The organism is Enterobacter sp. CCUG 70166, from assembly GCF_020224095.1.
GTDB lineage: Bacteria > Pseudomonadota > Gammaproteobacteria > Enterobacterales > Enterobacteriaceae > Enterobacter > Enterobacter intestinihominis.
On the sequence record NZ_NRIQ01000042.1, the window covers coordinates 54789 to 79668 of the forward strand.

The window sequence follows — 24880 nt, forward strand, 5'->3', positions numbered from 1 at the left end:
AGGTGACCTATGTATAAATTTCTCTTCGCCGTGGCGCTGTCGCTGGTCGCTACCGTTGCGCAGGCCGATCGCATTCGCGATCTCACCAGCGTGCAGGGCGTGCGCGAAAACTCCCTGATTGGCTACGGCCTGGTGGTGGGGCTGGATGGGACGGGTGACCAGACGACCCAGACGCCGTTCACCACCCAGAGCCTGAACAACATGCTCTCTCAGCTCGGTATTACCGTACCGGCGGGGACCAACATGCAGCTGAAAAACGTGGCGGCGGTGATGGTGACCGCGTCTTATCCGGCCTTTGCGCGTCAGGGGCAAACCATCGACGTGGTTGTCTCGTCGATGGGTAACGCCAAAAGCCTGCGCGGCGGTACGTTGTTGATGACGCCGCTGAAAGGCGTCGACAGCCAGGTGTATGCTCTGGCGCAGGGCAACATTCTGGTTGGCGGGGCAGGTGCGTCGGCGGGCGGCAGCAGCGTGCAGGTGAACCAGCTGAACGGGGGACGTATTACCAACGGCGCGATCATCGAACGTGAGCTGCCGACCCAGTTCGGCACCGGCAACACTATTAACCTGCAACTGAATAACGAAGACTTCACGATGGCGCAGCAGATTGCTGACACCATCAACCGCAGCCGGGGTTACGGCAGCGCCACCGCGCTGGATGCCCGCACCGTGCAGATCCGCACGTCAACCGGTAGCAGCAACCAGGTGCGGATGCTGGCCGATATCCAGAATATGGAAGTGAACGTGTCGGTGCAGGATGCAAAAGTCATTATCAACTCCCGTACCGGATCGGTGGTGATGAACCGCGAAGTGACGCTGGACAGCTGCGCCGTGGCGCAGGGCAATCTCTCCGTCACGGTTAACCGCTCGGCCAACGTCAGCCAGCCGGATACCCCGTTTGGTGGCGGTCAGACGGTAGTGACCCCGCAAACGCAGATTGATTTACGACAGAGCGGCGGATCGTTGCAGAGCGTGCGCTCCAGCGCCAACCTGAACAGCGTGGTACGTGCCCTGAACGCGCTGGGTGCAACGCCAATGGATCTGATGTCCATTCTGCAATCCATGCAAAGTGCAGGCTGCCTGCGCGCTAAACTGGAAATCATCTAAATGCTGACCGATAGCAAACTGTTGACCAGTGCCGCCTGGGATGCCCAGTCGCTCAACGAGCTCAAAACCAAAGCGGGCAAGGATCCGGCGGCGAATATCCGCCCGGTTGCCCGTCAGGTGGAAGGCATATTCGTGCAGATGATGTTGAAAAGCATGCGTGAAACCCTGCCGAAAGATGGCATGTTCAGCAGCGATTCCACACGGCTTTACACCAGCATGTACGATCAGCAGATTGCCCAGCAAATGACCGCCGGAAAGGGGCTCGGCCTGGCGGACATGATTGTGAAACAGACCGCAGCCGCTCAGGGGCTGCCACCTGAAGAGGCTCCGCCGCAGGTGCCGCTGAAGTTTGATCTGGAAAAGGTGACCAGTTATCAAAATCAGGCGCTGACCCAGATGGTGCGTAAGGCGATGCCAAAGCCGGCAGAAACGCGTGACGAGCCGCTCTCCGGCGACAGCAAAGACTTCCTGGCGCAGCTCTCCCTGCCGGCGCGTCTTGCCAGTGAAGAAAGCGGCGTGCCACACCATCTGATTCTGGCGCAGGCGGCGCTGGAGTCGGGCTGGGGGCAACGTCAGATCCGCAGGGAGAACGGCGAGCCGAGCTTCAACATCTTTGGCGTGAAGGCCACCTCCAGCTGGAAGGGGCCGACCACGGAAATTACCACCACCGAATATGAGAACGGTGCGGCAGTGAAGGTGAAAGCCAAATTCCGCGTCTACAGCTCGTATCTGGAAGCGTTGTCGGATTATGTCGGGCTGTTGAGCCGGAATCCGCGCTACACCGCCGTGACCCAGGCCGCCACGCCAGAGCAGGGCGCTCAGGCATTGCAGAATGCTGGCTACGCGACCGATCCAAACTATGCACGCAAGCTGACCAGCATGATCCAGCAGCTGAAATCCATGTCTGAGAAGGTCAGCAAAGCGTATAGCACAGATCTCGAAAATCTGTTCTGAAAGTTCTCAAGTCCCGGTGGAGGTTGCCGATAACCTTCATCAGGACTCGTGTCTGAACGTATAAAAGGAACCCCCATGTCCAGTTTGATTAACAGCGCCATGAGTGGCCTCAGTGCTGCGCAGTCGGCACTCAATACCGTCAGTAATAATATTTCAAGCTACAACGTGGCAGGTTATACCCGCCAGACCACCATTCTGGGGGCTTCAAACAGCACCCTGACCGGCGGTGGCTGGGTGGGTAACGGGGTCTATGTCTCCGGTGTTCAGCGTGAATATGATGCGTTTATCACCAACCAGCTGCGCGCGGCGCAGAACCAGAGCAGTGGGCTGACCACGCGCTACCAGCAGATGTCAAAAATTGACGACGTGCTGTCGGATACCACGAACTCGCTTTCTGCCAACCTCCAGGATTTCTTTAAAAGCCTGCAAACGCTGGTGAGTAACGCAGAAGATCCGGCTGCTCGCCAGACGGTACTCGGGAAGGCGGATGGTCTGGTAAACCAGTTTAAAACCAACGATCAATATCTCCGCGATCAGGATGCGCAGGTCAATACGGCGATTTCTACCAGCGTCGATCAGATCAATAACTACGCGAAACAGATTGCCAATCTTAACGATCAGATCTCCCGGCTGACTGGCGTAGGGGCGGGCGCATCCCCGAACGAACTGCTCGATCAGCGCGATCAGCTGGTGAGTGAACTGAACAAGATTGTCGGTGTGGACGTCACCGTACAGGACAGCGGCACCTACAACATCTCTATCGCCAATGGTTACACACTGGTACAGGGCAGCAACGCCAGCCAGCTGGCGGCGGTGAAATCCAGTGCGGACCCAGCGCGTACAACAATTGCGTATGTGGATGCCGCTGCGGGCAACGTGGAGATCTCAGAAAAACAGATCACCACGGGGTCGCTTGGGGGGCTGTTAACGTTCCGTTCTCAGGATCTGGATCAGGCGCGAAATACGCTTAACCAGATGGCGCTGGCGTTTGCGGATGCCATGAATACCCAGCACCAGGCTGGCTTTGATGCCAACGGGGATGCAGGCGGCAAGCTGTTTGATTTTGGCTCTCCGGCAGTGCTGAGTAACGGTAAAAACACCGGAAGCGCGTCCGTTACGGCCACGATGACGGACAGTACCAAGGTTCAGGCGACAAACTATAAAGTTGAGTACAACGGTACTGACTGGACAATCACGCGTCTGTCGGACAATACCAGCTTCACGGCCAAGCCTGACGCCAGCGGTAATCTGTCGTTTGATGGTCTCAACGTTAAGATTAGCGGCTCAGCCGATAATAAAGACAGTTTCATCGTCAAACCGGTGAATGACGTTATCGTGAATATGGACGTTGCGATCAGCGACGAATCCAAACTGGCGATGGCCTCCGCGAAAGGAAGCGGCGAAAGCGACAATACCAATGGCCAGAAGCTGCTGGATTTACAGAGCGCCAAATTGGTGGGAGGGAACAAAACCTTTAACGATGCTTATGCCGCGCTGGTCAGTACGGTGGGCAGCACCACGGCGTCGCTGAAAACCAGCAGCGAAACCAAAGTTAACGTGGTGACGCAGCTGACCAAACAACAGCAGTCAATCTCCGGGGTTAACCTGGATGAAGAGTATGGCAACCTGCAACGCTATCAGCAGTACTATCTGGCGAATGCGCAGGTGCTGCAAACGGCGAGCACGCTGTTTGATGCATTGATCAATATCCGCTAAGGCTGAGGCATAAAAATGCGTATTAGTACTCAAATGATGTATGAGCAAAGCATGCGCGGCGTGACGAACTCCCAAGGTCTCTGGCTCAGCTACGGCGAGCAGATGTCTACGGGGAAGCGTATCAACCGTCCGTCTGACGATCCGATTGCCGCCTCGCAGGCCGTTGTGCTCTCTCAGGCCCAAACGCAAAACAGCCAGTATGCGCTGGCACGTTCTTTCGCTACGACGAAAGTCTCGCTGGAAGAAAACGTGTTATCGCAAGTGACAACCGCTATCCAGGCTGCTCAGGAAAAGATTGTCAATGCGGGCAACGGTACGTTAAGTGACGATGACCGCGCTTCGCTGGCAACGAACCTGCAAGGTATTCGCGATCAGCTCATGAACCTGGCTAACAGCACGGACGGTAACGGTCGCTATATTTTTTCCGGTTACAAAACCGAAGCGGCGGCTTTCGACCAGGCTACGGGTGATTATAAGGGCGGCGGAACGCCAATCAGCCAGCAGGTTGACTCTGCGCGCACGATGCAAATCAGCCATACGGGCACTGAAGTTTTCGATAGCTTCACCAGCAATGCGAAGCCAGAGCCAGATGGTAGTACGCCGGAAACGAATTTGTTCAAGATCCTCGACTCCGCAATTGAAGCGCTGAATAAGCCGATTGGCGATGACGAAACGAAGGCTGAAGCATTTACGGCGGCTATTGATAAAGCCAACCGTGGCCTGAGCAACTCCCTCAACAACGTGCTGACCGTGCGCGCCGATCTCGGCATCAAGCTGGACGAGCTGGGCAAGCTGGACGCTCTGGGTGAAGACCGCGCGCTGGGTCAGACCCAGCAGATGAGTAACCTGGTTGACGTAGACTGGAACTCGGTGATTTCGTCCTACACCATGCAGCAGGCGGCGTTGCAGGCCTCGTATAAAGCCTTTAGCGATATGCAGGGTATGTCTTTGTTCCAGATGAACAGATAAGACTCTGACCTGTTTGACATGTCTTGAAACTGGGCATGTTTTGACTGCCCAACCCGTCCGGGTTGGGCATTTTTTTTACACACTTTCTGCCTGAGCGGACACCACCCGGGCGCTTTCAATCACTCTGATAGCCAGCGCAATGGCACCACACAGGGTTGCCAGTGCTACCACGCCCGTCCAGCCTGCCAGCGTATAGATATTGCTGCCTAATGCCGAACCCAGCGCCATTCCGATGAAAATGACGGTAAACAGCAGGGCGTTAAGGCGCCCACGGGCCTGCGGCTCAAGGCTGTAGACCAGGTTCTGGTGCGCCACGAGGCTGGACTGCAAACCGAGATCGAAACCGACCGCGGAGAGGGCAATCAGGAGCAACTGGCCGTGTACACCCAGGGCTGGCATCAGGAACATCAGAGCAAACGAGAGGGTCACCAGCGCGGCACCCAGTTGGGTCACTTTACCGGCGCCCAGCTTATCGGCCAGACCGCCTGCCAGCGGTGCGGCCAGCGCGCCTGCGGCTCCGGCAATACCAAAACCACCCGCCACGGCGCTGCCAAGGTGATACCGTTCCAGCAGCATGACCGCCAGCGTCGACCAGAACGCACTAAAGGCAATCGACAGAAAACCCTGAGCCAGCGCAGCCCGACGCAGCGCCGGGTAGCGACGCCAGAGGTGTTCCATGGAGCGCATCAGTGCCGGGTAGCTCAGCGTGGAATGAACGGCGAAGCGGGGAAGTACGGCCCACATCACCACGCCGATAAAGGCAATGCTTGCGGCGGCCAGCTGATACATCACTCGCCAGCCAAAGGCTTCACCCACCACGCCGCTCACGGTTCTGGAGAGCAAAATCCCCAGCAGCAGGCCGGTCATCACCGTGCCGACTGTTTTTCCCTGTTTGCCTTCCGGCGCGAGGATCGCTGCGGCCGGGACAATATCCTGCGCCATGGTGGCGGCCATGCCAATCAGCAGGCTGGTGAGCAGCAGGGAATGCAGTTGTCCGGTCAGGCTACAACTCAGCAGGAACAGCGCCAGAGCTGCACTTTTTATCAGGATCAACGTTCTGCGGTCATAACGATCGCCGAGCGGGAGCAGAAACAGGATGCCTAAGGCATAACCCGCCTGGGTGAGCGTCGGGACCATGCCCATGCCTTCGATGCTCAGGTGCAGGTCTGAGCCCATCAGCGGCAGCAGAGGCTGGGCATAATAGATGGATGCCACGCTGAAGCCCGCACCGAGCGCCAGCATTAAGATTACCCAGCGGCTTACGGCCCGGGTGGTGGTTGTGTTCATAAGATGTTCCTCATTCGTCGTGTGCGGCTATTTTTTATCAGTACGCCTTGCGACGGTAGCGGGCGCGGTGGTAAAACGCTTATACGTGTAGCGTATGGGTGCAAATGATATGAAACGGACTGAGCGTATAGATCGTGTAGAACTGATGCGAACCTTTGTTCGCATTGTGGAGGCGGGGTCCCTTTCTGCGGCGGCACGTCAGCTGGCAACAACCCAGGCCACGGTGAGCCGACGGTTGCAGTCACTTGAAACCATGCTGGGCGTGCGCCTGATACTGCGCACAACCCATACCACACGGCTTACCGATGACGGTGAACGTTGCTATCAGCATGCCCGACGGGTAATTGACAGCTGGCTGGCGCTGGAAGACGAGGTGGGGCAGACGGAAGATGAACCGGTCGGGGTGCTGAGGGTGCGCGCGCCTCACGCGTTTGGCCAGGATCAGCTACTAAAACCGTTAACCCAATTTTTGCAGCGCTATCCCCAGCTTTCTGTTGAGTGGATGCTTAACGATCGCTCGGTTGATTTCCTCGGCGACAACCTTGACTGTGCTATTCGGGTGGGCGTGGAAGTCGATCCGGCAACCGTGTCTGTGCTACTGGCTGAAGTGCCGCGCTCGGTGGTAGCGTCACCGGCACTCCTTGCCCGTTTTCCCGCGGTTAACACGCCGGACGATCTGCAACATCTCCCCTGGATTGCAATCAGCTCTTTTTATCAACGCCATGTGGAACTTTTCCACGAGGCAACACCCACCCCGGCGAGAGTTACCATTACGCCACGCCTGAGTACCGACAGCCTGTATGTAGCGCGCAATACGGCACTCACCGGGCTAGGCGTGGCGGTGGTATCCAGCTGGACGGTACAGGATGATATTCGGGAAGGGCGACTGGTGCATTTACTGCCAGAGTGGCAGCCAGCAGCGCTACCGGTACATCTGGTTTATCCCTGGTCACGCTATTATCCGGCGCGCTTGCGGCGTTTTCTGGAGCTGATGCGGCAGATAATGCCGGAGGTCACCGGTATGAGACAGCCGCTGCAACAGCCATAAAAAAGCCGACCCGAAGGTCGGCTTTCAGTCTTAGCGTGCGTTATTCAACAGGCTGAGGACGAGTAGCTGGGGCAGTAGCCATGTGCGTCGCACTGTGACCACCGGCAGCACCTTTACCTTCGAAGTTGAATTCCGGACGAACCCAGTCACTATGGCGTGGTGCTTCAGGCACGTACTCAGGTGCCGGGGCACGAGTCATTGGCGCGGTAGCAATGTGAGCAGGCGCTATAGCTTCAACGATCTCAACCGGCTCAGATTTCACTTCAGGCGCTTTGACCTCTTCGACAACAGGTTCAACCTGAATCTCGACGTCCTGAACAACCTCTTCCGTCACCGTTTCGACGGCAACGTCTGCGGGCTCTTCTGCTGCGGATACAGGCTTAGCGTCTTCCGCGACTTCTTCAGCCACCACGGTATCTTCTTCGGCAATGATCTGCGGTGCGGCATCAACCGGTGCAGCAATCACTTCAGGATGGGTCGTTTCCACTTCCACAGCCTGCGGCGGCGCTGTTTCAACAACCTGCGGTTCGACCACGGTTGCCGCTTCAGTCACGACGTCTTCCACCGCGACGACTGGTGCAATCACCTCTTCGGTCACAGCCTGTTCTTCAACAGCCTGCTCCGGACGTGCAACCGGATAACGGATCCAGACTTTACCGGATGCCATCTCAGGTGACGCGCACGCCACGGTCATTGGCATTGGAGACTGGGTCGGGTAACGCTCGTCACGATAACGACGGCGACGCTGACCGCTCACGCGCAGATGGCGTGGAGAACGGCGGGAGCGACGCGGCATACCTGCGTTATCACGGTTTTCGCTGCTTTCGTCCTGCTCAACCTGATTTTCCACTACGGCTGGCAGGTCAACTTTCGCAACCTGAGTACCCGTTGTGCTTTCAACCGCTTCAACCGCGATAACGTCGTTTTCTTCGGCCTGAACAACACCCACACGTACTTTCTGGGTCAGCTGGCGCTGCTTACGACGCGGCATAACCTGAGTACGCTCTTCCTGCTCAGTGTCCTGCTGTTCTACAGGCGCTTCGCGATTCAGGTTTTTGACTTCCTGCTGAGCCTGGCGTTTGTCATCGTTACGACGACGGTTACGCTCGCGGCGAGGCTGCTGCTCGTCACGCTGTTTGCTCTTCTCGGACTCATCGCCCGCCTGCTGGCGAATCTCACGATCTTCAACGTTCTGCTGTTGCTTCTCGCGACGGTTGCGACGGTTGTCCTCGCGCTGTTCACGACCTTCGTTGTTATCGGAACGATTATCACGGCGCTCATTACGATCGCCACGGTCGTTGCGGTCGCGACGGTTGTTCTGACGCTTACGACGGTCCTGCTGACGCTCTGGTTTCGCTTCTTTTGGCGCTTCTTTCGGCTCCTCAGGCTGAACTTCTTCGGCGGCAAACATTTTTTTCAGCGCACCGATGATGCGGCTCAGGAGACCAGGCTGCTCAGGCTGCGCTTTTGGCGCGGCAGGAGCCACTTTCTGCACAGCAGGTTTTTCCGCTGGTTTTTCCAGCGTCGCTTCTGGCGGTGCTTCCGGCATGATGAAGGTCGCTAAAGCTGGCTGCTCAGGCAGTTTACGCTCGGCAGGCTCTTCATCAGACGGCAGCGCCATTTCTTCTTCATGCAGCTTCGGCAGCAGGTAGCTGAGGGTGCTTGTCTCTTCGCCTTTGCGCACGCGCAGCACATGATAGTGCGGGGTTTGCATCTCGTCGTTTGGCACGATGATGCAGCGAACGCCGCCCAGACGCGCTTCGATTGCGCTCACCGCTGCACGTTTTTCGTTCAGCAGGTAGGAGGCAATCGGCACCGGAACAATAGCGTGAACCTCTTTGGTGTTCTCTTTCAGCGCTTCTTCTTCAATCAGACGCAGAATAGAGAGGGAGAGAGATTCATTGTCACGAACGGTACCTGTACCGGAACAGCGCGGGCAGACGTGATGGCTGGACTCACCCAGAGACGGGCTGAGGCGCTGACGGGACATCTCCAGCAGGCCAAAGCGAGAAATATGGCTGATCTGGATACGCGCGCGATCCTGGCGCACCGCTTCACGCAGACGGTTTTCAACCGCACGCTGGTGGCGAACCGGGGTCATGTCGATGAAGTCGATAACGATCAGACCACCCAGGTCGCGCAGGCGGAGCTGGCGGGCGATTTCATCAGCGGCTTCAAGGTTGGTGTTGAAGGCGGTCTCTTCGATGTCGCCGCCGCGGGTTGCTCGCGCGGAGTTGATGTCGATGGCGGTCAACGCTTCGGTGGTATCGATAACGATAGAACCGCCGGATGGCAGACGCACTTCACGCTGGAAGGCAGACTCGATCTGGGATTCAATCTGATAATGGCTGAACAGCGGGATTTCACCGGTGTACAGTTTAATTTTGCTGGTGAAATCCGGGCGACCCAGTGCGGCGATGTGCTGGCGAGCCAGCTCAAGCACTTTCGGGTTATCAATCAGAATTTCACCGATGTCCTGACGCAGATAATCACGGAAGGCACGCACGATGACGTTGCTTTCCTGGTGGATCAGGAACGGCGCAGCACGGCTTTCTGCCGCTTTCTTGATGGCTTCCCAGTGTTTCAGGCGGAAGCTCAGGTCCCACTGCAACGCTTCGGCAGATTTGCCAACGCCTGCGGTGCGCACGATAAGGCCCATGCCGTCTGGCAGTTCAAGACTTGCCAGTGCTTCTTTCAGCTCGGTACGGTCATCGCCTTCGATACGGCGAGAGATGCCACCCGCACGCGGGTTGTTTGGCATCAATACCAGATAGCTTCCTGCCAGACTGATAAAGGTGGTCAGCGCGGCGCCTTTGTTGCCACGCTCTTCTTTATCGATCTGGACGATAACTTCCTGACCTTCACGCAGAACATCTTTGATGTTCGGACGGCCATGGGAGTTGTAGTTTGCAGGAAAATATTCGCGGGCGATTTCTTTGAGAGGAAGGAAACCGTGACGCTCAGCACCGTAATCGACAAATGCAGCTTCAAGGCTTGGTTCAATGCGGGTGATTTTGCCTTTGTAAATGTTCGCTTTTTTCTGTTCGTGTCCAGGACTTTCGATATCCAGATCGTACAGGCGCTGCCCATCCACAAGGGCGACACGCAACTCTTCTTGCTGAGTTGCGTTGATTAACATTCTTTTCATCGTAACTTACTCGTTATTCTTACATTGACGACAAAGCTGCGGGCAAGGTGACGCTTTCCGGGGTATGAACCGATGGCCTCGTGTCTATTCACGTCGCCAACCTCACGGTTGTCGCTCGCTTAAGAGGCGCAGAGTGTCGGTTGCCTGTATTTCATAGGGAAACACAGCGCAATTATCAGGGGAATTGCCTGGGAAAACTCTCCAGAGAACAATCCTTATACCGGGAAGTACTGCAACCCGCAGCCCGCTAACTGCCTGAAAGATCAATACGTCTTACGCCATTGCTGCGTGGATGATCGGTCAGACAAAATTGGTCATTCCGTCGACATCCTTACAAAACCCGGATTTAACGCGGAAAACGGATTCATTATTCCACTGCTCGCCGGGTTATAGCAAGATGACTTTTACCAATTATCACCCGGTTACTCACAGTTTCTTCACTTCAACGGGGTGATTGGTTTAATAACCACCAAATCGATTGCGCGAAAGGGGAGTGGTCCGGATAAAAGTAAATATAAGCATAGAAAAATGAGTGGCGCTAATGTCAGACGCTATTTAGAATCGCCAACCATGAAAACAGAGACTCCAGCCGTAAAAATGGTTGCCATCGCCGACGACGAGGCGGGGCAACGTATCGATAATTTTTTGCGCACCCAATTGAAGGGTGTGCCAAAAAGTATGATTTATCGCATCTTGCGTAAGGGTGAGGTGCGGGTGAACAAAAAACGTGTGAAGCCCGAGTACAAGCTCGAGGCGGGCGATGAAGTCCGCATTCCACCGGTACGTGTTGCAGAGCGTGAAGAAGAGGTCGTTTCTCCGAAGCTGCAAAAAGTCGCGGCTTTGAGCGACGTTATCCTTTATGAGGACGACCACATTCTGGTGCTGAATAAACCGTCCGGAACGGCGGTACACGGGGGGAGCGGTCTGAGCTTCGGCGTGATCGAAGGTTTACGTGCGCTGCGCCCGGAAGCGCGTTTCCTCGAACTTGTTCACCGTCTTGACCGTGATACCTCAGGCGTGCTGCTGGTGGCGAAAAAACGTTCTGCACTGCGTTCCCTGCATGAACAGCTGCGCGAAAAAGGGATGCAGAAAGATTATCTGGCGCTGGTGCGCGGCCAGTGGCAGTCCCACGTGAAAGTGGTGCAGGCGCCGCTGCTGAAAAATATTCTGCAAAGCGGTGAGCGCATTGTTCGTGTTAATCAGGAAGGGAAACCGTCTGAGACGCGATTTAAAGTAGAAGAGCGCTACGAATTCGCCACGCTGGTGCGCTGTAGTCCGGTGACGGGGCGTACTCACCAGATTCGCGTCCATACCCAGTTTGCAGGCCATCCGATTGCGTTCGACGATCGCTATGGCGATCGCGAGTTTGATAAGCAGTTGGCGGGTACGGGGCTGTCGCGTCTGTTCCTGCATGCGGCAGCGCTGAAGTTTACCCATCCTAATACCGGTGAAGTTATCCGTATTGAAGCGCCGCTGGATGATCAGTTGAAACGCTGCCTGAAAGTTCTGCGCGGCTGATTATGTGCCGGGTGGCGCTGCGCTTACCCGGCCTACGAAACCCGTAGGCCCATACAAGCGAAGCGCTGCTGGGCAAAAATCACATCGTCAGCGGATTACACTCTTCTCGCCTTAACATCTGGCACAGCGCAATCAGCGGCAACCCCACCAGCGTGTTGGGATCCCGCCCGTCCAGCTTGTCGAACAGTGCAATTCCCAGTCCTTCACTTTTGAAACTCCCTGCGCAGTTCAGAGGACGTTCCCGACGCACGTAATCCATAATCTCCTCCTCGCTGAGATGACGGAAGTGCACATCAAATGGCTCACACTCGGTTTGCAGATGACCGGAGGCGGAATTATAAAGCGCCAGGCCGGTATAAAAGGTCACGATACTGCCTCGCGCACGCAAAAGCTGCTGGCAGGCGTTTTCTTCCGTATGCGGTTTACCGGTGATTTCGCCGTCCAGCACACAAACCTGATCGGAGCCTATAATCAGATGAGCGGGGTAACGTACGGCCAGCGACTGTGCTTTCTCTTTCGCGAGACGGGTCACCAGATGACGCGGTGACTCGCCCGGCTGTGGCGTTTCATCCACCTCCGGCGCGGCGCATTCAAACGGGATCCCGAGCTTTTCCAGCAGCATTCGGCGATAAGGTGAAGTGGAAGCAAGGACGAGATTTGGCATATTTTTATCACCAGATATAGCGTATCGATGCCAGCCATTTTAAACTACAGGCCGCAATGTGTGCGAATAATTGGCAAAAGGCAGCTCTGGTTGCCTTTTTCTTTGACTCTATGACGTTACAAAGTTAATATGCGCGCCCTATGCAAAAGGTAAAATTACCCCTGACTCTTGATCCGGTTCGTACGGCTCAAAAACGCCTCGATTACGAAGGAATCTATTCTTCCGATCAGGCTGAGCGTATTGCCGAATCTGTAGTCAGTGTGGACAGTGATGTAGAGTGCTCCATGTCGTTCGCTATCGACAACCAGCGCCTCGCCGTTTTAACCGGTGATGCAAAGGTGATGGTAACGCTCGAATGTCAGCGCTGCGGGAAACCGTTTGTACAGCATGTTCACACAACGTATTGTTTCAGTCCGGTTCGTTCTGACGAACAGGCTGAAGCACTCCCGGAAGCGTATGAACCGATTGAGGTTAACGAATTCGGTGAAATCGATCTTCTGGCGCTGGTTGAAGATGAAGTCATCCTCTCCCTGCCAGTCGTTCCGGTGCATGATTCTGAACACTGTGAAGTGTCCGAGGCGGACATGGTCTTTGGGGAACTGCCTGATGAAGCGCAAAAACCAAATCCATTTGCCGTATTAGCCAGCTTAAAGCGTAAGTAATTGAGGAGTAAGGTCCATGGCCGTACAACAGAATAAACCAACCCGTTCCAAACGTGGCATGCGTCGTTCCCATGACGCGCTGACCGCAGTTACCAGCCTGTCTGTAGACAAGACTTCTGGTGAGAAACACCTGCGTCACCACATCACCGCTGACGGTTTCTACCGCGGCCGCAAGGTTATCACTAAGTAATCACGCGTCAGCGTGATTAGGCTTAGTGAGGAACTTCCCCGTGAAAACGGGGAGTTTACCGAACCAGGCTGCGACGATACCTTGACACGTCTAACCCTGGCGTTAGATGTCATGGGGGGAGATTTTGGCCCTACCGTGACAGTGCCTGCAGCATTGCAGGCACTGAATTCTAATTCGCAACTCACACTTCTTTTAGTCGGTAATCCCGACACAATCACGCCATTACTTGCAAAAGCTGACTTTGAACAACGTTCGCGTCTGCGGATTATTCCTGCGCAGTCAGTTATTGCCAGTGATGCCCGGCCATCGCAGGCTATTCGTAATAGCCGCGGCAGCTCTATGCGCATGGCGCTGGAGCTGGTGAAAGAAGGGCGAGCGCAGGCTTGCGTCAGCGCGGGAAATACTGGCGCGCTGATGGGGCTGTCGAAATTATTGCTCAAGCCGATTGAGGGCATTGAGCGTCCGGCGCTGGTGACGGTGTTACCGCATCAGCAGAAGGGCAAAACGGTGGTGCTCGATCTGGGCGCTAACGTAGATTGTGATAGTACAATGCTGGCTCAGTTTGCCGTGATGGGGTCGGTGCTGGCAGAAGACGTGGTCGGAATTACCAATCCCCGCGTTGCGTTATTGAATATTGGTGAAGAAGAGACCAAAGGCCTGGACAGTATCCGCGACGCTGCGGAAATACTCAAACAGGTTCCCTCCATCAACTATATTGGTTATCTCGAAGCCAATGAGTTGCTGACGGGCAAAACGGATGTATTAGTGTGTGATGGCTTCACCGGAAACGTGACGTTGAAGACCATGGAAGGGGTCGTACGAATGTTCCTTTCTCTGCTGAAATCGCAGGGAGAAGGTAAAAAAAGGTCCTGGTGGCTGATTTTATTAAAGCGTTGGTTACAAAAAAGCCTGACGCGGCGATTCAGTCACCTCAACCCCGACCAGTATAATGGCGCCTGTCTGTTAGGATTGCGCGGCATCGTGATTAAGAGTCATGGCGCCGCCAATCAGCGAGCATTTACCGTCGCGATTGAACAGGCAGTGCAGGCGGTGCAGCGACAAGTCCCTCAGAGGATTGCCGCTCGCCTGGGATCTGTATTAGCTAAAAGTGACTGAGCGTACATGTATACGAAGATTTTAGGTACCGGCAGCTACCTGCCAAAACAAGTGCGTACCAACGCCGATCTTGAAAAAATGGTAGATACGTCTGACGAGTGGATTGTCACGCGCACAGGTATCCGTGAACGTCGTATCGCCGCGCCAGACGAAACTGTGTCCACCATGGGCTACGAAGCCGCTCAGCGTGCGCTTGAGATGGCTGGCATTGATAAAGAACAGATCGGGCTTATTGTGGTGGCGACAACATCTGCCACGCATGCCTTCCCAAGCGCAGCGTGCCAGGTGCAGAACATGCTCGGCATCAAAGGCTGCCCGGCATTTGATGTTGCAGCGGCGTGCGCGGGTTTCACCTATGCGCTGAGCATCGCCGATCAGTATGTTAAATCGGGTGCCGTAAAATATGCGCTGGTGATCGGTGCTGATGTGCTGGCGCGTACCTGCGATCCAACCGATCGCGGCACAATCATTATTTTTGGCGATGGCGCGGGCGCGGTGCTGCTGGGGCAGTCCGAAGAACCAGGCATCATCTCCACGCACCTGCACGCTGACGGTCGCTACGGCGAGCTTTTAACGCTGCCTAACGCCGATCGCGTTAATCCGGACAGTTCGATTTACCTGACAATGGCGGGTAATGAAGTGTTCAAGGTGGCCGTGACCGAACTCGCTCACATTGTTGATGAGACACTGGAAGCGAACAATCTGGATCGCGCCGCACTCGACTGGCTGGTACCGCATCAGGCTAACCTGCGTATTATCAGCGCGACGGCGAAGAAGTTGGGCATGTCTATGGATAACGTTGTGGTGACGCTTGATCGCCACGGCAACACCTCTGCGGCATCGGTACCGTGCGCATTTGACGAAGCGGTACGCGATGGACGAATTAAACGGGGCCAACTGGTCTTGCTTGAAGCCTTTGGTGGCGGGTTCACCTGGGGTTCCGCGCTGGTTCGTTTCTAGGATAAGGATTAAAAAATGACGCAATTTGCTTTTGTGTTCCCGGGACAGGGCTCACAAACTGTTGGGATGTTGTCTGAAATGGCAGCAAACTATCCGGTTATTGAAGAGACTTTCCGTGAAGCTTCTGACGCGCTGGGTTATGATCTGTGGGCGCTGACCCAGCAGGGCCCAGCTGAAGAGCTGAACAAAACCTGGCAGACTCAACCGGCACTGCTGGCAGCCTCCGTCGCATTGTGGCGCGTATGGCAGCAGCAGGGCGGCAAAACGCCGGCGCTGATGGCGGGTCATAGCCTGGGTGAATACTCTGCGCTGGTCTGCGCAGGGGTGATTGCCTTCGCTGACGCGGTCCGTCTGGTTGAATTGCGTGGTAAGTTTATGCAGGAAGCGGTGCCAGAAGGCACGGGCGGCATGTCTGCCATCATCGGTCTGGATGATGCTTCTATTGCTAAAGCCTGTGAAGAATCTGCTGAAGGTCAGGTCGTTTCTCCGGTAAACTTTAACTCGCCAGGCCAGGTAGTTATCGCGGGTCATAAAGAAGCGGTTGAGCGTGCAGGCGCTGCCTGTAAAGCTGCGGGTGCAAAACGTGCACTGCCGCTGCCGGTGAGCGTGCCGTCTCACTGTGCGCTGATGAAGCCCGCTGCCGATAAGCTGGCGGTTGAGCTGGAAAAAATGACCTTTAACGCACCGACGATTTCCGTTGTGAATAACGTTGATGTGAAGTGCGAAACCGCGCCGGAGGCTATCCGTAACGCGCTGGTTCGCCAGCTCTACAGCCCAGTTCAGTGGACCAAAACCGTTGAATTTATGGCGTCTCAGGGCGTTGAACATCTGTATGAAGTCGGTCCAGGTAAGGTACTTACCGGTCTGACAAAACGTATTGTAGACACCCTGACTGCCTCGGCGATTAACGAGCCGGAAGCAATGAAAGCGGCACTCTCGCAATAAAAGAGGAATACCATGAGTTTTGAAGGAAAAATTGCCCTGGTGACCGGCGCAAGCCGCGGTATCGGGCGTGCTATTGCTGAAACACTGGTTGCGCGCGGCGCGACGGTGATCGGGACTGCGACCAGCGAGAATGGCGCACAGGCCATCAGCGAGTATCTGGGTGCGAACGGCAAAGGTCTGGTACTGAATGTGACTGAACCAGCATCTATCGAATCTGTTCTGGAAAATATTCGCGCAGAGTTTGGCGAAGTGGATATTCTGGTCAATAATGCCGGGATCACTCGCGACAACCTGTTGATGCGAATGAAAGATGATGAGTGGAACGATATTATCGAAACCAACCTGTCATCGGTATTCCGTCTGTCAAAAGCGGTAATGCGCGCTATGATGAAAAAGCGTCATGGACGTATTATCACTGTAGGTTCTGTGGTTGGTACCATGGGAAATGCTGGTCAGGCTAACTACGCTGCGGCGAAAGCAGGTCTGATCGGTTTCAGTAAGTCGCTGGCGCGCGAAGTCGCGTCCCGCGGAATTACTGTAAACGTTGTTGCTCCGGGCTTTATTGAAACGGACATGACGCGTGCGCTGACCGATGATCAGCGTGCGGGTACGCTGGCGGCAGTTCCAGCGGGTCGTCTTGGCGACCCTAAAGAAATCGCCAGCGCGGTTGCATTTTTAGCCTCTGACGAAGCGGGTTACATCACTGGTGAAACCCTCCACGTCAACGGCGGGATGTACATGGTTTAATCACGATCGAAAATATTTGCGTTATTTGGGCAAATGGCCTCAAAATAACGTAAAATCGTGGTAAGACCTGCCGGGATTTAGTTGCAAATTTTTCAACATTTTATACACTACGAAAACCATCGCGAAAGCGAGTTTTGATAGGAAATTTAAGAGTATGAGCACTATCGAAGAACGCGTTAAGAAAATTATCGGCGAACAGCTGGGCGTTAAGCAGGAAGAAGTTGTGAACTCCGCTTCCTTTGTTGAAGACCTGGGCGCAGATTCTCTTGACACCGTTGAGCTGGTAATGGCTCTGGAAGAAGAGTTTGATACTGAGATTCCGGACGAAGAAGCTGAGAAAATCACCACCGTTCAGGCTGCCATTGATTACATCAACGGTCACCAGGCGTAAGTGAACATCTCCAGGCGGTCATTCGACCGCCTGAGTTTTATCTTTTGTAGTCCCACGAATCTCTTTTTTTATCCCTCCCTGGAGGACAAACGTGTCTAAGCGTCGTGTAGTTGTGACCGGACTTGGCATGTTGTCTCCTGTCGGCAATACCGTAGAGTCCACCTGGAAAGCTCTTCTTGCCGGTCAGAGCGGCATCAGCCTAATCGACCATTTCGATACTAGCGCCTATGCAACGAAATTTGCTGGCTTAGTAAAGGATTTTAACTGTGAAGAGATCATCTCGCGCAAAGAACAGCGCAAGATGGATGCCTTCATTCAATATGGAATTGTCGCTGGCGTTCAGGCCATGCAGGATTCTGGCCTTGAGATTACGGAAGAGAACGCTACCCGTATCGGCGCTGCTATCGGCTCCGGGATTGGCGGTCTTGGCCTGATCGAGGAAAACCATACATCTCTGGTGAATGGCGGCCCGCGTAAAATCAGCCCGTTCTTCGTTCCGTCTACGATTGTAAACATGGTGGCAGGTCACCTGACCATTATGTTCGGCCTGCGTGGTCCAAGCATCTCAATCGCGACAGCCTGTACGTCTGGCGTGCATAACATCGGCCAGGCCGCGCGTATCATCGCGTACGGCGATGCAGATGCTATGGTTGCGGGCGGTGCTGAAAAAGCCAGTACCCCGCTGGGCGTCGGTGGCTTCGGTGCAGCGCGTGCGCTCTCTACCCGAAACGATAATCCTCAGGCGGCGAGCCGTCCGTGGGATAAAGACCGTGATGGTTTCGTGCTGGGTGACGGTGCAGGCATGATCGTACTGGAAGAGTACGAACACGCGAAAAAACGTGGCGCGAAAATTTATGCTGAAGTTGTTGGCTTTGGCATGAGCAGCGATGCTTACCACATGACGTCTCCTCCAGAGAACGGCGCAGGTGCTGCGCTGGCGATGGAAAACGCCATCCGTGATGCGGGCATTACGCCGGCACAGATTGGCTACGTTAACGCGCACGGGACATCTACCCCTGCGGGCGATAAAGCAGAAGCGCAGGCGGTTAAGTCTATCTTCGGCGAATCTGCCAGCCGTGTACTGGTGAGCTCCACGAAATCCATGACCGGTCACCTCCTGGGTGCGGCGGGTGCAGTAGAATCAATCTACTCTATTCTCGCGCTGCGCGATCAGGCTGTACCGCCAACCATCAACCTGGATAATCCAGATGAAGGTTGCGATCTGGACTTCGTTCCCCACGAAGCGCGCCAGGTTAGCGGTATGGAGTACACCCTGTGTAACTCCTTCGGCTTCGGTGGGACTAACGGTTCTCTGATCTTCAAAAAGGTCTGAGTCTGGTTAGTCGCTGACGATAATAAAGGTCCGCTTGCCGGGCCTTTTTTATTAGGTGATATCCCCTTGTCCGGCTAACCACATCCTGCCAGACTGAGCCTCCATGCATAAGGAGCCACTATGTTTTTAATTAATGGCCTTGAGCAAGAAATGCTGCCGGCAAGCGACAGGGCGACCCAGTTTGGCGATGGCTGTTTCACGACCGCGCGTATTCTCGACGGTGGCGTGTGCCTGCTCGGGGCCCATATCCTTCGTTTACAAAAAGCCTGCGAAGCATTACTGATCCCCTTCTCGCAGTGGGACATTCTTGAAAGTGAAATGCGTCGGCTGGCGTCAGAGAAAGCAAGCGGCGTCCTGAAAGTCATTATCAGCCGCGGCAGCGGTGGTCGGGGCTATAGCGGTTCTGCCTGCCAGCATCCTGCGCGGATCCTTTCCGTTTCAGATTATCCTTCCCATTACGCGCACTGGCGTGAAGAGGGCGTAGTCCTGGCGCTTAGCCCGGTACGTCTGGGGCGAAACCCGATGCTCGCTGGCATAAAACATCTTAACCGTCTTGAACAGGTGCTTATTCGTACTCATCTTGAGCAGACGGAGGCCGGGGAGGCGCTGGTTCTTGACAGCGAAGGGTACATTACGGAATGCTGTGCGGCTAATTTACTCTGGCGGAAGGGCAGTGACGTATTCACGCCTTCGCTGGAGCAGGCCGGAGTCAACGGCATTATGCGGCAGTTTTGTTTGCAACAGCTGGCACGCGCAGGCTTTCGCGTTGTCGAAGTTAACGCTAAGGAAGAGGCGCTGCTGGCTGCCGAAGAAGTTGTTATCTGCAATGCGCTGATGCCCGTTGTCCCCGTTCGCGCTTATGACCGCAAGTGCTGGTCATCCCGCGAGCTGTTCCAGTTTCTGGCCCCGTTATGTGAGCAAACCAGGTAGTCATGAAGAAAATGTTACGCTTTGTCCTCCTTCTTATCGTTGCGTTCGGAATCGCTGGCGGAGCGGGAGTGTGGAAAGTCCGTCAGCTGGCTGAAAGTCAGATCCTGATTAAAGACGAGACGATTTTTACCCTGAAAGCGGGGACCGGGCGGCAGGCGCTTGGTCAGCAGCTGTATGACGACAAAATTATCAATCGTCCACGCGTATTCCAGTGGCTGCTGCGTATTCAGCCGGACCTGTCCCATTTCAAGGCCGGTACCTATCGTTTCACCCCTGGCATGACCGTGCGCGAGATGCTGCAACTGCTGGAGAGTGGTAAAGAAGCCCAGTTCCCATTGCGTTTTGTGGAAGGTATGCGTCTGAGCGATTATCTCAGGCAACTGCGTGACGCGCCGTACATCAAGCATACGCTGAAAGATGACCGCTACCAGACCGTGGCAGACGCCTTAAAATTCGAACATCCCGAGTGGGTGGAAGGCTGGTTCTGGCCCGATACGTGGATGTATACGGCAGGCACGACGGATGTGGCAATTCTGAAGCGAGCGCACAACAAAATGGTCGCGGCGGTAGACGCTGCCTGGAAAGGGCGAGCAGAGGGCCTGCCTTATCAAGATCAAAACCAGTTCATGACGATGGCCTCGATCATCGAGAAAGAGACGGCCGTTGCTGCCGAACGTGACCAGGTTGCCTCGGTGTTTATTAACCGTCTGCGCATCGGCATGCGTTTGCAAACCGATCCTACCGTCATCTACGGCATGGGCGAAAACTACAACGGCAGGATTTCCAGAAAAGATCTGGAAACGCCAACGGCGTATAATACCTACGTGATTAGCGGCCTGCCGCCTGGACCGATTGCGACGCCGAGTGAAGCATCGTTGAAGGCCGCCGCGCACCCGGCCAAAACGCCGTATCTCTATTTTGTGGCTGACGGAAAAGGGGGGCATACGTTCAATACCAACCTGGCCAGTCACAATCGCTCCGTTCAGGACTATCTGAAGGCACTTAAGGAAAAAAATGCGCAGTAAATACATTGTCATTGAGGGACTCGAAGGGGCGGGCAAAACCACCGCCCGTAACGTGGTGGTGGATACGCTGAAATCGCTTGGCGTCGCCGACATGGTCTTCACCCGCGAGCCGGGCGGTACGCAGCTGGCGGAAAAACTGCGCAGCCTGGTTCTGGATATCAAATCCGTTGGCGATGAAGTTATTACCGACAAAGCGGAAGTGCTGATGTTCTATGCGGCGCGCGTTCAGCTGGTGGAGACGGTGATCAAACCCGCTCTGGCAGAAGGCAAATGGGTGATTGGCGATCGCCACGATCTCTCAACCCAGGCGTATCAGGGCGGTGGCCGGGGTATCGATCAGGCCATGCTGGCTACGCTTCGCGACGCGGTTCTGGGCGATTTCCGTCCTGACCTGACGCTGTATCTGGACGTGACCCCTGAGGTGGGCCTGAAGCGCGCCCGTGCCCGCGGCGAACTGGACCGCATCGAACAGGAGTCTTTTGATTTCTTTAACCGCACCCGTGCGCGTTATCTGGAACTGGCCGGGCAGGACAAGACCATTCGTACCATCGATGCGACGCAATCCCTTGAAGACGTTACATGTGATATTCAGCAGACCGTTACGCAGTGGCTACAGGAGCAGCAGGCATGAAATGGTATCCATGGTTGCGCCCACACTTTGAACAGCTGATCGGCAGCTATCAGGTTGGTCGGGGGCATCATGCGTTACTGATCCAGGCGCTGCCGGGAATGGGTGATGATGCGTTGATTTACGCCATCACCCGCTTTCTGATGTGCCAACAGCCGGAAGGACATAAAAGCTGCGGTAAGTGCCGGGGTTGCCAGCTCATGCAGGCGGGCACGCATCCTGACTATTACACCCTCGAACCTGAGAAGGGCAAAAATACGCTCGGTATCGACGCGGTGCGTGAGGTCAGTGAGAAACTGTACGAATATGCGCGTCTGGTGGGGGCGAAAGTGGTGTGGCTGAAAGATGCCGCGCTGCTCACGGAAGCCGCAGCCAACGCGCTGTTAAAAACCCTGGAAGAGCCGCCAGAAAACACCTGGTTTTTCCTCTCCTGCCGCGAGCCGGAACGCTTGCTGGCGACGCTGCGCAGTCGCTGCCGTCTTCACCACCTTGCTGTCCCTCAGGAATCCTGGGCACTCGCCTGGCTTGAGCGGGAAGTGACGGTGTCACAAGACGCGGCGCTCTCAGCGTTGCGCCTGTGCAGCGGTGCGCCTGCGGCTGCGCTGGCCTTATTACAGCCCGAGGTGTGGTCCCAGCGTGAAACGCTGTGTCGTGCGGTTGAATCAGCCCTCGACATCCATGACTGGCTGAGCGTGCTGCCAGCGCTGAACAGCGATCAGGCTCCGGAACGGCTGCACTGGCTGGCCGCGCTGCTGCTGGATGCGCTCAAAATTCAGCAGGGGGCTACGCTTCTGACTAACCCTGACGTGTGGGCGCTGGTCACCACGCTGGCGAATCGCCTGTCAGGGCAGTCGCTGCACGCTATCCTTCATGATATCTGCCAGAGTCGTGAACAACTTTTGACGGTAACCGGTCTCAATCGCGAGCTTTTACTGACTGACCAGTTACTGCGTATCGAACACTACCTGCAACCGGGTGTCATACCGCCGGTTTCCCACCTCTGAGAGAGACATTATGTTTTTAGTCGACTCACACTGCCATCTCGATGGCCTGGATTATCAATCCCTGCATAAAAATGTGGACGACGTGCTGGCGAAAGCCGCCGCGCGCGATGTGAAATTTTGCCTGGCCGTGGCAACCACGTTGCCGGGTTACCGCTCCATGCGTGAACTGGTAGGCGAGCGCGATAATGTCGTCTTCTCCTGCGGCGTGCATCCGCTGAATCAGGATGAAGCGTACGACGTTGAGGATTTACGCCGTCTTGCCGCAGAAGAGGGCGTAGTGGCGATGGGCGAGACCGGCCTGGACTATTTCTACACTCCGGAAACGAAACCTCGCCAGCAGGAATCCTTCCGTAACCACATCCGCATTGGCCGGGAACTGAATAAGCCGGTTATCGTTCACACCCGAGATGCGCGCGCCGACACGCTGGGTATCCTGCGGGAAGAAAAGGTGACGGATTGCGGTGGCGTACTACACTGTTTCACAGAAGACAGAGAAACGGCGGGTAAGCTGCTTGATTTGGGCTTTTATATCTCGTTCTCGGGGATTGTCACGTTCCGTAATGCTGAGCAACTGCGTGATGCGGCGCGCTATGTTCCGCTGGATCGTATTCTGGTGGAAACCGATTCCCCGTACCTGGCGCCGGTGCCTCATCGTGGCAAAGAGAACCAGCCAGCGATGACCCGGGATGTCGCTGAGTATATGGCCGTTCTGAAAGGTGTCAGTATTGAAGAACTGGCTCGCGTGACAACGGAAAACTTCGCCAGTCTGTTCCATATCGACCCCGCCCGCCTGCAATCTGTCTGATACACCTGTTATTTTTAGGCTCGTAATTAATAACTAAAGCGAGTAAAGTTCACCGCCTCATTCGGGGCGGTGATGGCGTTTTTAGACACATCCAGACATGCTTTATGTAAATATCTGCAAGTTTTTTGGCCGTCTTGAACTGAAACGTGATAGCCGTCAAACAAACTCAGAGGGAATTATTTTACTCTGTGTAATAAATAAAGGGCGCTTAGATGTCCTGTCCACGGCGCGGTACTCCCCCCGGGCCAATGCGTGAAAACGTAAAAAAAAGCACAAATACTCAGGAGCACTCTCAATTATGTTTAAGAATGCATTTGCTAACCTGCAAAAGGTCGGTAAATCGCTGATGCTGCCAGTATCCGTACTGCCTATCGCAGGTATCCTGCTGGGTGTCGGTTCTGCAAACTTCAGCTGGCTGCCAGCCGTAGTTTCCCACGTGATGGCCGAAGCAGGCGGTTCTGTTTTTGCTAACATGCCGCTGATCTTCGCTATCGGTGTTGCTCTGGGCTTCACCAATAACGACGGTGTTTCCGCTCTGGCGTCCGTTGTTGCTTACGGCATCATGGTGAAAACCATGGCTGTGGTTGCGCCGCTGGTACTGCATTTACCTGCTGAAGAGATTGCCGCTAAGCACCTGGCGGACACCGGTGTTCTCGGTGGTATCATCTCCGGTGCGATTGCAGCGTATATGTTTAACCGCTTCTATCGCATCAAGCTGCCTGAGTATCTGGGCTTCTTCGCGGGTAAACGTTTTGTGCCGATCATTTCTGGTCTGGCCGCGATTTTCACCGGTGTGGTCCTGTCCTTCATCTGGCCACCAATCGGTACGGCAATCCAGACCTTCTCTCAGTGGGCAGCTTACCAGAACCCGGTTGTGGCGTTCGGTATCTACGGCTTCATTGAGCGCTGCCTGGTACCATTTGGTCTGCACCACATCTGGAACGTTCCATTCCAGATGCAGATTGGTGAATACACCAACGCAGCAGGTCAGGTGTTCCACGGCGACATCCCACGCTACATGGCGGGCGACCCAACGGCAGGTAAACTGTCTGGTGGCTTCCTGTTCAAAATGTACGGTCTGCCGGCCGCTGCAATTGCTATCTGGCACTCTGCTAAACCAGAGAACCGTGCAAAAGTGGGCGGTATCATGATCTCCGCAGCGCTGACCTCGTTCCTGACCGGTATCACCGAGCCGATCGAGTTCTCCTTCATGTTCGTTGCGCCGATCCTGTACATCATCCACGCGGTACTGGCAGGTCTGGCATTCCCAATCTGTATCCTGCTGGGTATGCGTGACGGTACGTCATTCTCTCACGGCCTGATCGACTTCATCGTTCTGTCCGGTAACAGCAGCAAGCTGTGGCTGTTCCCAATCGTGGGTGCGGGCTACGCAGTGGTGTACTACACCGTCTTCCGCGTGCTGATCAAAGCACTGGACCTGAAAACGCCGGGTCGTGAAGATGCAACGGAAGACAGCAAAGCCGGTGCGACCAGCGAAATGGCACCTGCTCTGGTTGCTGCTTTCGGCGGTAAAGAGAACATCACTAACCTGGACGCGTGTATCACTCGTCTGCGTGTGAGCGTTGCCGACGTTGCGAAAGTCGACCAGCCGGGTCTGAAAAAACTGGGCGCAGCAGGCGTCGTTGTTGCAGGTTCTGGTGTTCAGGCAATCTTCGGAACGAAATCCGATAACCTGAAAACCGAAATGGATGAGTACATCCGCAACAACTAAG

At 55.2% G+C, this 24880-nt stretch carries 23 protein-coding genes; 20 read left to right on the forward strand and 3 right to left on the reverse strand.

The genetic code is table 11. The features are described from left to right. The first annotated feature begins 9 nt into the window (after positions 1 to 9). The 4 genes from CKK19_RS18640 (at position 10) to flgL (ending at position 4746) form a co-directional block, all read left to right on the forward strand. Complete coding sequence (locus tag CKK19_RS18640; protein WP_022647728.1) at positions 10 to 1107, forward strand: flagellar basal body P-ring protein FlgI; 1098 nt, start codon at positions 10 to 12, stop codon at positions 1105 to 1107. Beyond that, a complete protein-coding gene (gene flgJ, locus CKK19_RS18645; RefSeq protein ID WP_063853813.1) occupies positions 1108 to 2061 on the forward strand; it encodes a flagellar assembly peptidoglycan hydrolase FlgJ in 954 nt (317 codons plus the stop codon). A gap of 75 nt (positions 2062 to 2136) precedes the next feature. After that, complete coding sequence (flgK, locus tag CKK19_RS18650) at positions 2137 to 3777, forward strand: flagellar hook-associated protein FlgK (RefSeq protein WP_032670131.1); 1641 nt, start codon at positions 2137 to 2139, stop codon at positions 3775 to 3777. 15 nt (positions 3778 to 3792) lie between these two features. Further along, positions 3793 to 4746, forward strand: a complete 954-nt coding sequence (gene flgL, locus CKK19_RS18655) for a flagellar hook-associated protein FlgL (RefSeq protein WP_063853814.1) — start codon at positions 3793 to 3795, stop codon at positions 4744 to 4746. Between the two features lie 75 nt (positions 4747 to 4821). Here the strand turns inward: flgL and CKK19_RS18660 are convergent, their stop codons facing one another. Further along, entirely contained in the window at positions 4822 to 6033 is a 1212-nt protein-coding gene (locus tag CKK19_RS18660) for an MFS transporter (protein WP_046618356.1), read from the reverse strand. A 109-nt stretch (positions 6034 to 6142) separates the two neighbouring features. Between CKK19_RS18660 and CKK19_RS18665 the strand changes: the two genes are divergently transcribed. Beyond that, positions 6143 to 7081 carry a LysR family transcriptional regulator gene (locus CKK19_RS18665; RefSeq protein ID WP_202816190.1) on the forward strand — a complete coding sequence of 313 codons (939 nt, stop codon included), beginning with the start codon at positions 6143 to 6145 and terminating at the stop codon, positions 7079 to 7081. Between the two features lie 40 nt (positions 7082 to 7121). Here the strand turns inward: CKK19_RS18665 and rne are convergent, their stop codons facing one another. Further along, positions 7122 to 10229 (reverse strand): ribonuclease E, encoded by a 3108-nt coding sequence (rne, locus tag CKK19_RS18670; protein WP_063853816.1) that lies wholly within the window; start codon positions 10227 to 10229, stop codon positions 7122 to 7124. 570 nt (positions 10230 to 10799) lie between these two features. Here rne and rluC point away from each other — a divergent pair. Beyond that, the gene (rluC, locus tag CKK19_RS18675; RefSeq protein ID WP_041907418.1) at positions 10800 to 11747 is read left to right on the forward strand and encodes a 23S rRNA pseudouridine(955/2504/2580) synthase RluC; all 948 of its coding nucleotides are present in this window, start codon (positions 10800 to 10802) and stop codon (positions 11745 to 11747) included. A 79-nt stretch (positions 11748 to 11826) separates the two neighbouring features. Here rluC and CKK19_RS18680 read toward each other — a convergent pair whose 3' ends face one another. Beyond that, positions 11827 to 12411 (reverse strand): Maf family protein, encoded by a 585-nt coding sequence (locus CKK19_RS18680; RefSeq protein WP_032622147.1) that lies wholly within the window; start codon positions 12409 to 12411, stop codon positions 11827 to 11829. Between the two features lie 140 nt (positions 12412 to 12551). Here CKK19_RS18680 and yceD point away from each other — a divergent pair, with 140 nt between their 5' ends. The 14 genes from yceD to ptsG all read left to right on the forward strand — a co-directional run bounded on the left by yceD (position 12552) and on the right by ptsG (position 24879). After that, positions 12552 to 13073, forward strand: coding sequence for a 23S rRNA accumulation protein YceD (gene yceD / locus CKK19_RS18685; protein WP_063853817.1), 522 nt, complete (start codon positions 12552 to 12554; stop codon positions 13071 to 13073). Positions 13074 to 13089: 16 nt separating this feature from the next. Further along, complete coding sequence (gene rpmF / locus CKK19_RS18690; RefSeq protein ID WP_003857964.1) at positions 13090 to 13263, forward strand: 50S ribosomal protein L32; 174 nt, start codon at positions 13090 to 13092, stop codon at positions 13261 to 13263. An 81-nt stretch (positions 13264 to 13344) separates the two neighbouring features. Then, positions 13345 to 14379, forward strand: a complete 1035-nt coding sequence (gene plsX / locus CKK19_RS18695; RefSeq protein WP_202816191.1) for a phosphate acyltransferase PlsX — start codon at positions 13345 to 13347, stop codon at positions 14377 to 14379. 6 nt (positions 14380 to 14385) lie between these two features. Further along, positions 14386 to 15339, forward strand: coding sequence for a beta-ketoacyl-ACP synthase III (locus tag CKK19_RS18700; RefSeq protein WP_003857960.1), 954 nt, complete (start codon positions 14386 to 14388; stop codon positions 15337 to 15339). Between the two features lie 15 nt (positions 15340 to 15354). Beyond that, positions 15355 to 16284, forward strand: a complete 930-nt coding sequence (gene fabD, locus CKK19_RS18705; protein WP_022647738.1) for an ACP S-malonyltransferase — start codon at positions 15355 to 15357, stop codon at positions 16282 to 16284. 12 nt (positions 16285 to 16296) lie between these two features. Continuing rightward, on the forward strand, positions 16297 to 17031 hold the full coding sequence (gene fabG, locus CKK19_RS18710) for a 3-oxoacyl-ACP reductase FabG (protein WP_022647739.1): 735 nt from the start codon (positions 16297 to 16299) through the stop codon (positions 17029 to 17031). 154 nt (positions 17032 to 17185) lie between these two features. Beyond that, positions 17186 to 17422, forward strand: coding sequence for an acyl carrier protein (gene acpP, locus CKK19_RS18715; protein WP_003857954.1), 237 nt, complete (start codon positions 17186 to 17188; stop codon positions 17420 to 17422). A 91-nt stretch (positions 17423 to 17513) separates the two neighbouring features. Then, entirely contained in the window at positions 17514 to 18755 is a 1242-nt protein-coding gene (gene fabF / locus CKK19_RS18720; RefSeq protein ID WP_022647740.1) for a beta-ketoacyl-ACP synthase II, read from the forward strand. 120 nt (positions 18756 to 18875) lie between these two features. Next, positions 18876 to 19685 carry an aminodeoxychorismate lyase gene (pabC, locus tag CKK19_RS18725; protein ID WP_023299796.1) on the forward strand — a complete coding sequence of 270 codons (810 nt, stop codon included), beginning with the start codon at positions 18876 to 18878 and terminating at the stop codon, positions 19683 to 19685. Positions 19686 to 19687: 2 nt separating this feature from the next. Next, complete coding sequence (gene yceG / locus CKK19_RS18730) at positions 19688 to 20710, forward strand: cell division protein YceG (RefSeq protein WP_038415832.1); 1023 nt, start codon at positions 19688 to 19690, stop codon at positions 20708 to 20710. After that, positions 20700 to 21341 (forward strand): dTMP kinase, encoded by a 642-nt coding sequence (gene tmk / locus CKK19_RS18735; RefSeq protein ID WP_022647743.1) that lies wholly within the window; start codon positions 20700 to 20702, stop codon positions 21339 to 21341. The genes yceG and tmk overlap by 11 nt, the downstream gene beginning before the upstream one ends. Next, positions 21338 to 22342, forward strand: coding sequence for a DNA polymerase III subunit delta' (gene holB, locus CKK19_RS18740; RefSeq protein WP_048966197.1), 1005 nt, complete (start codon positions 21338 to 21340; stop codon positions 22340 to 22342). Before tmk ends, holB begins: the two co-directional genes overlap by 4 nt. Positions 22343 to 22352: 10 nt before the next feature. Beyond that, positions 22353 to 23147: a metal-dependent hydrolase gene (locus CKK19_RS18745; RefSeq protein ID WP_023299800.1), complete on the forward strand. Its 795-nt coding sequence runs from the start codon at positions 22353 to 22355 to the stop codon at positions 23145 to 23147. Positions 23148 to 23445: 298 nt separating this feature from the next. Beyond that, positions 23446 to 24879, forward strand: a complete 1434-nt coding sequence (gene ptsG, locus CKK19_RS18750) for a PTS glucose transporter subunit IIBC (RefSeq protein WP_003857942.1) — start codon at positions 23446 to 23448, stop codon at positions 24877 to 24879. The last annotated feature ends 1 nt before the right edge of the window (position 24880 follow it).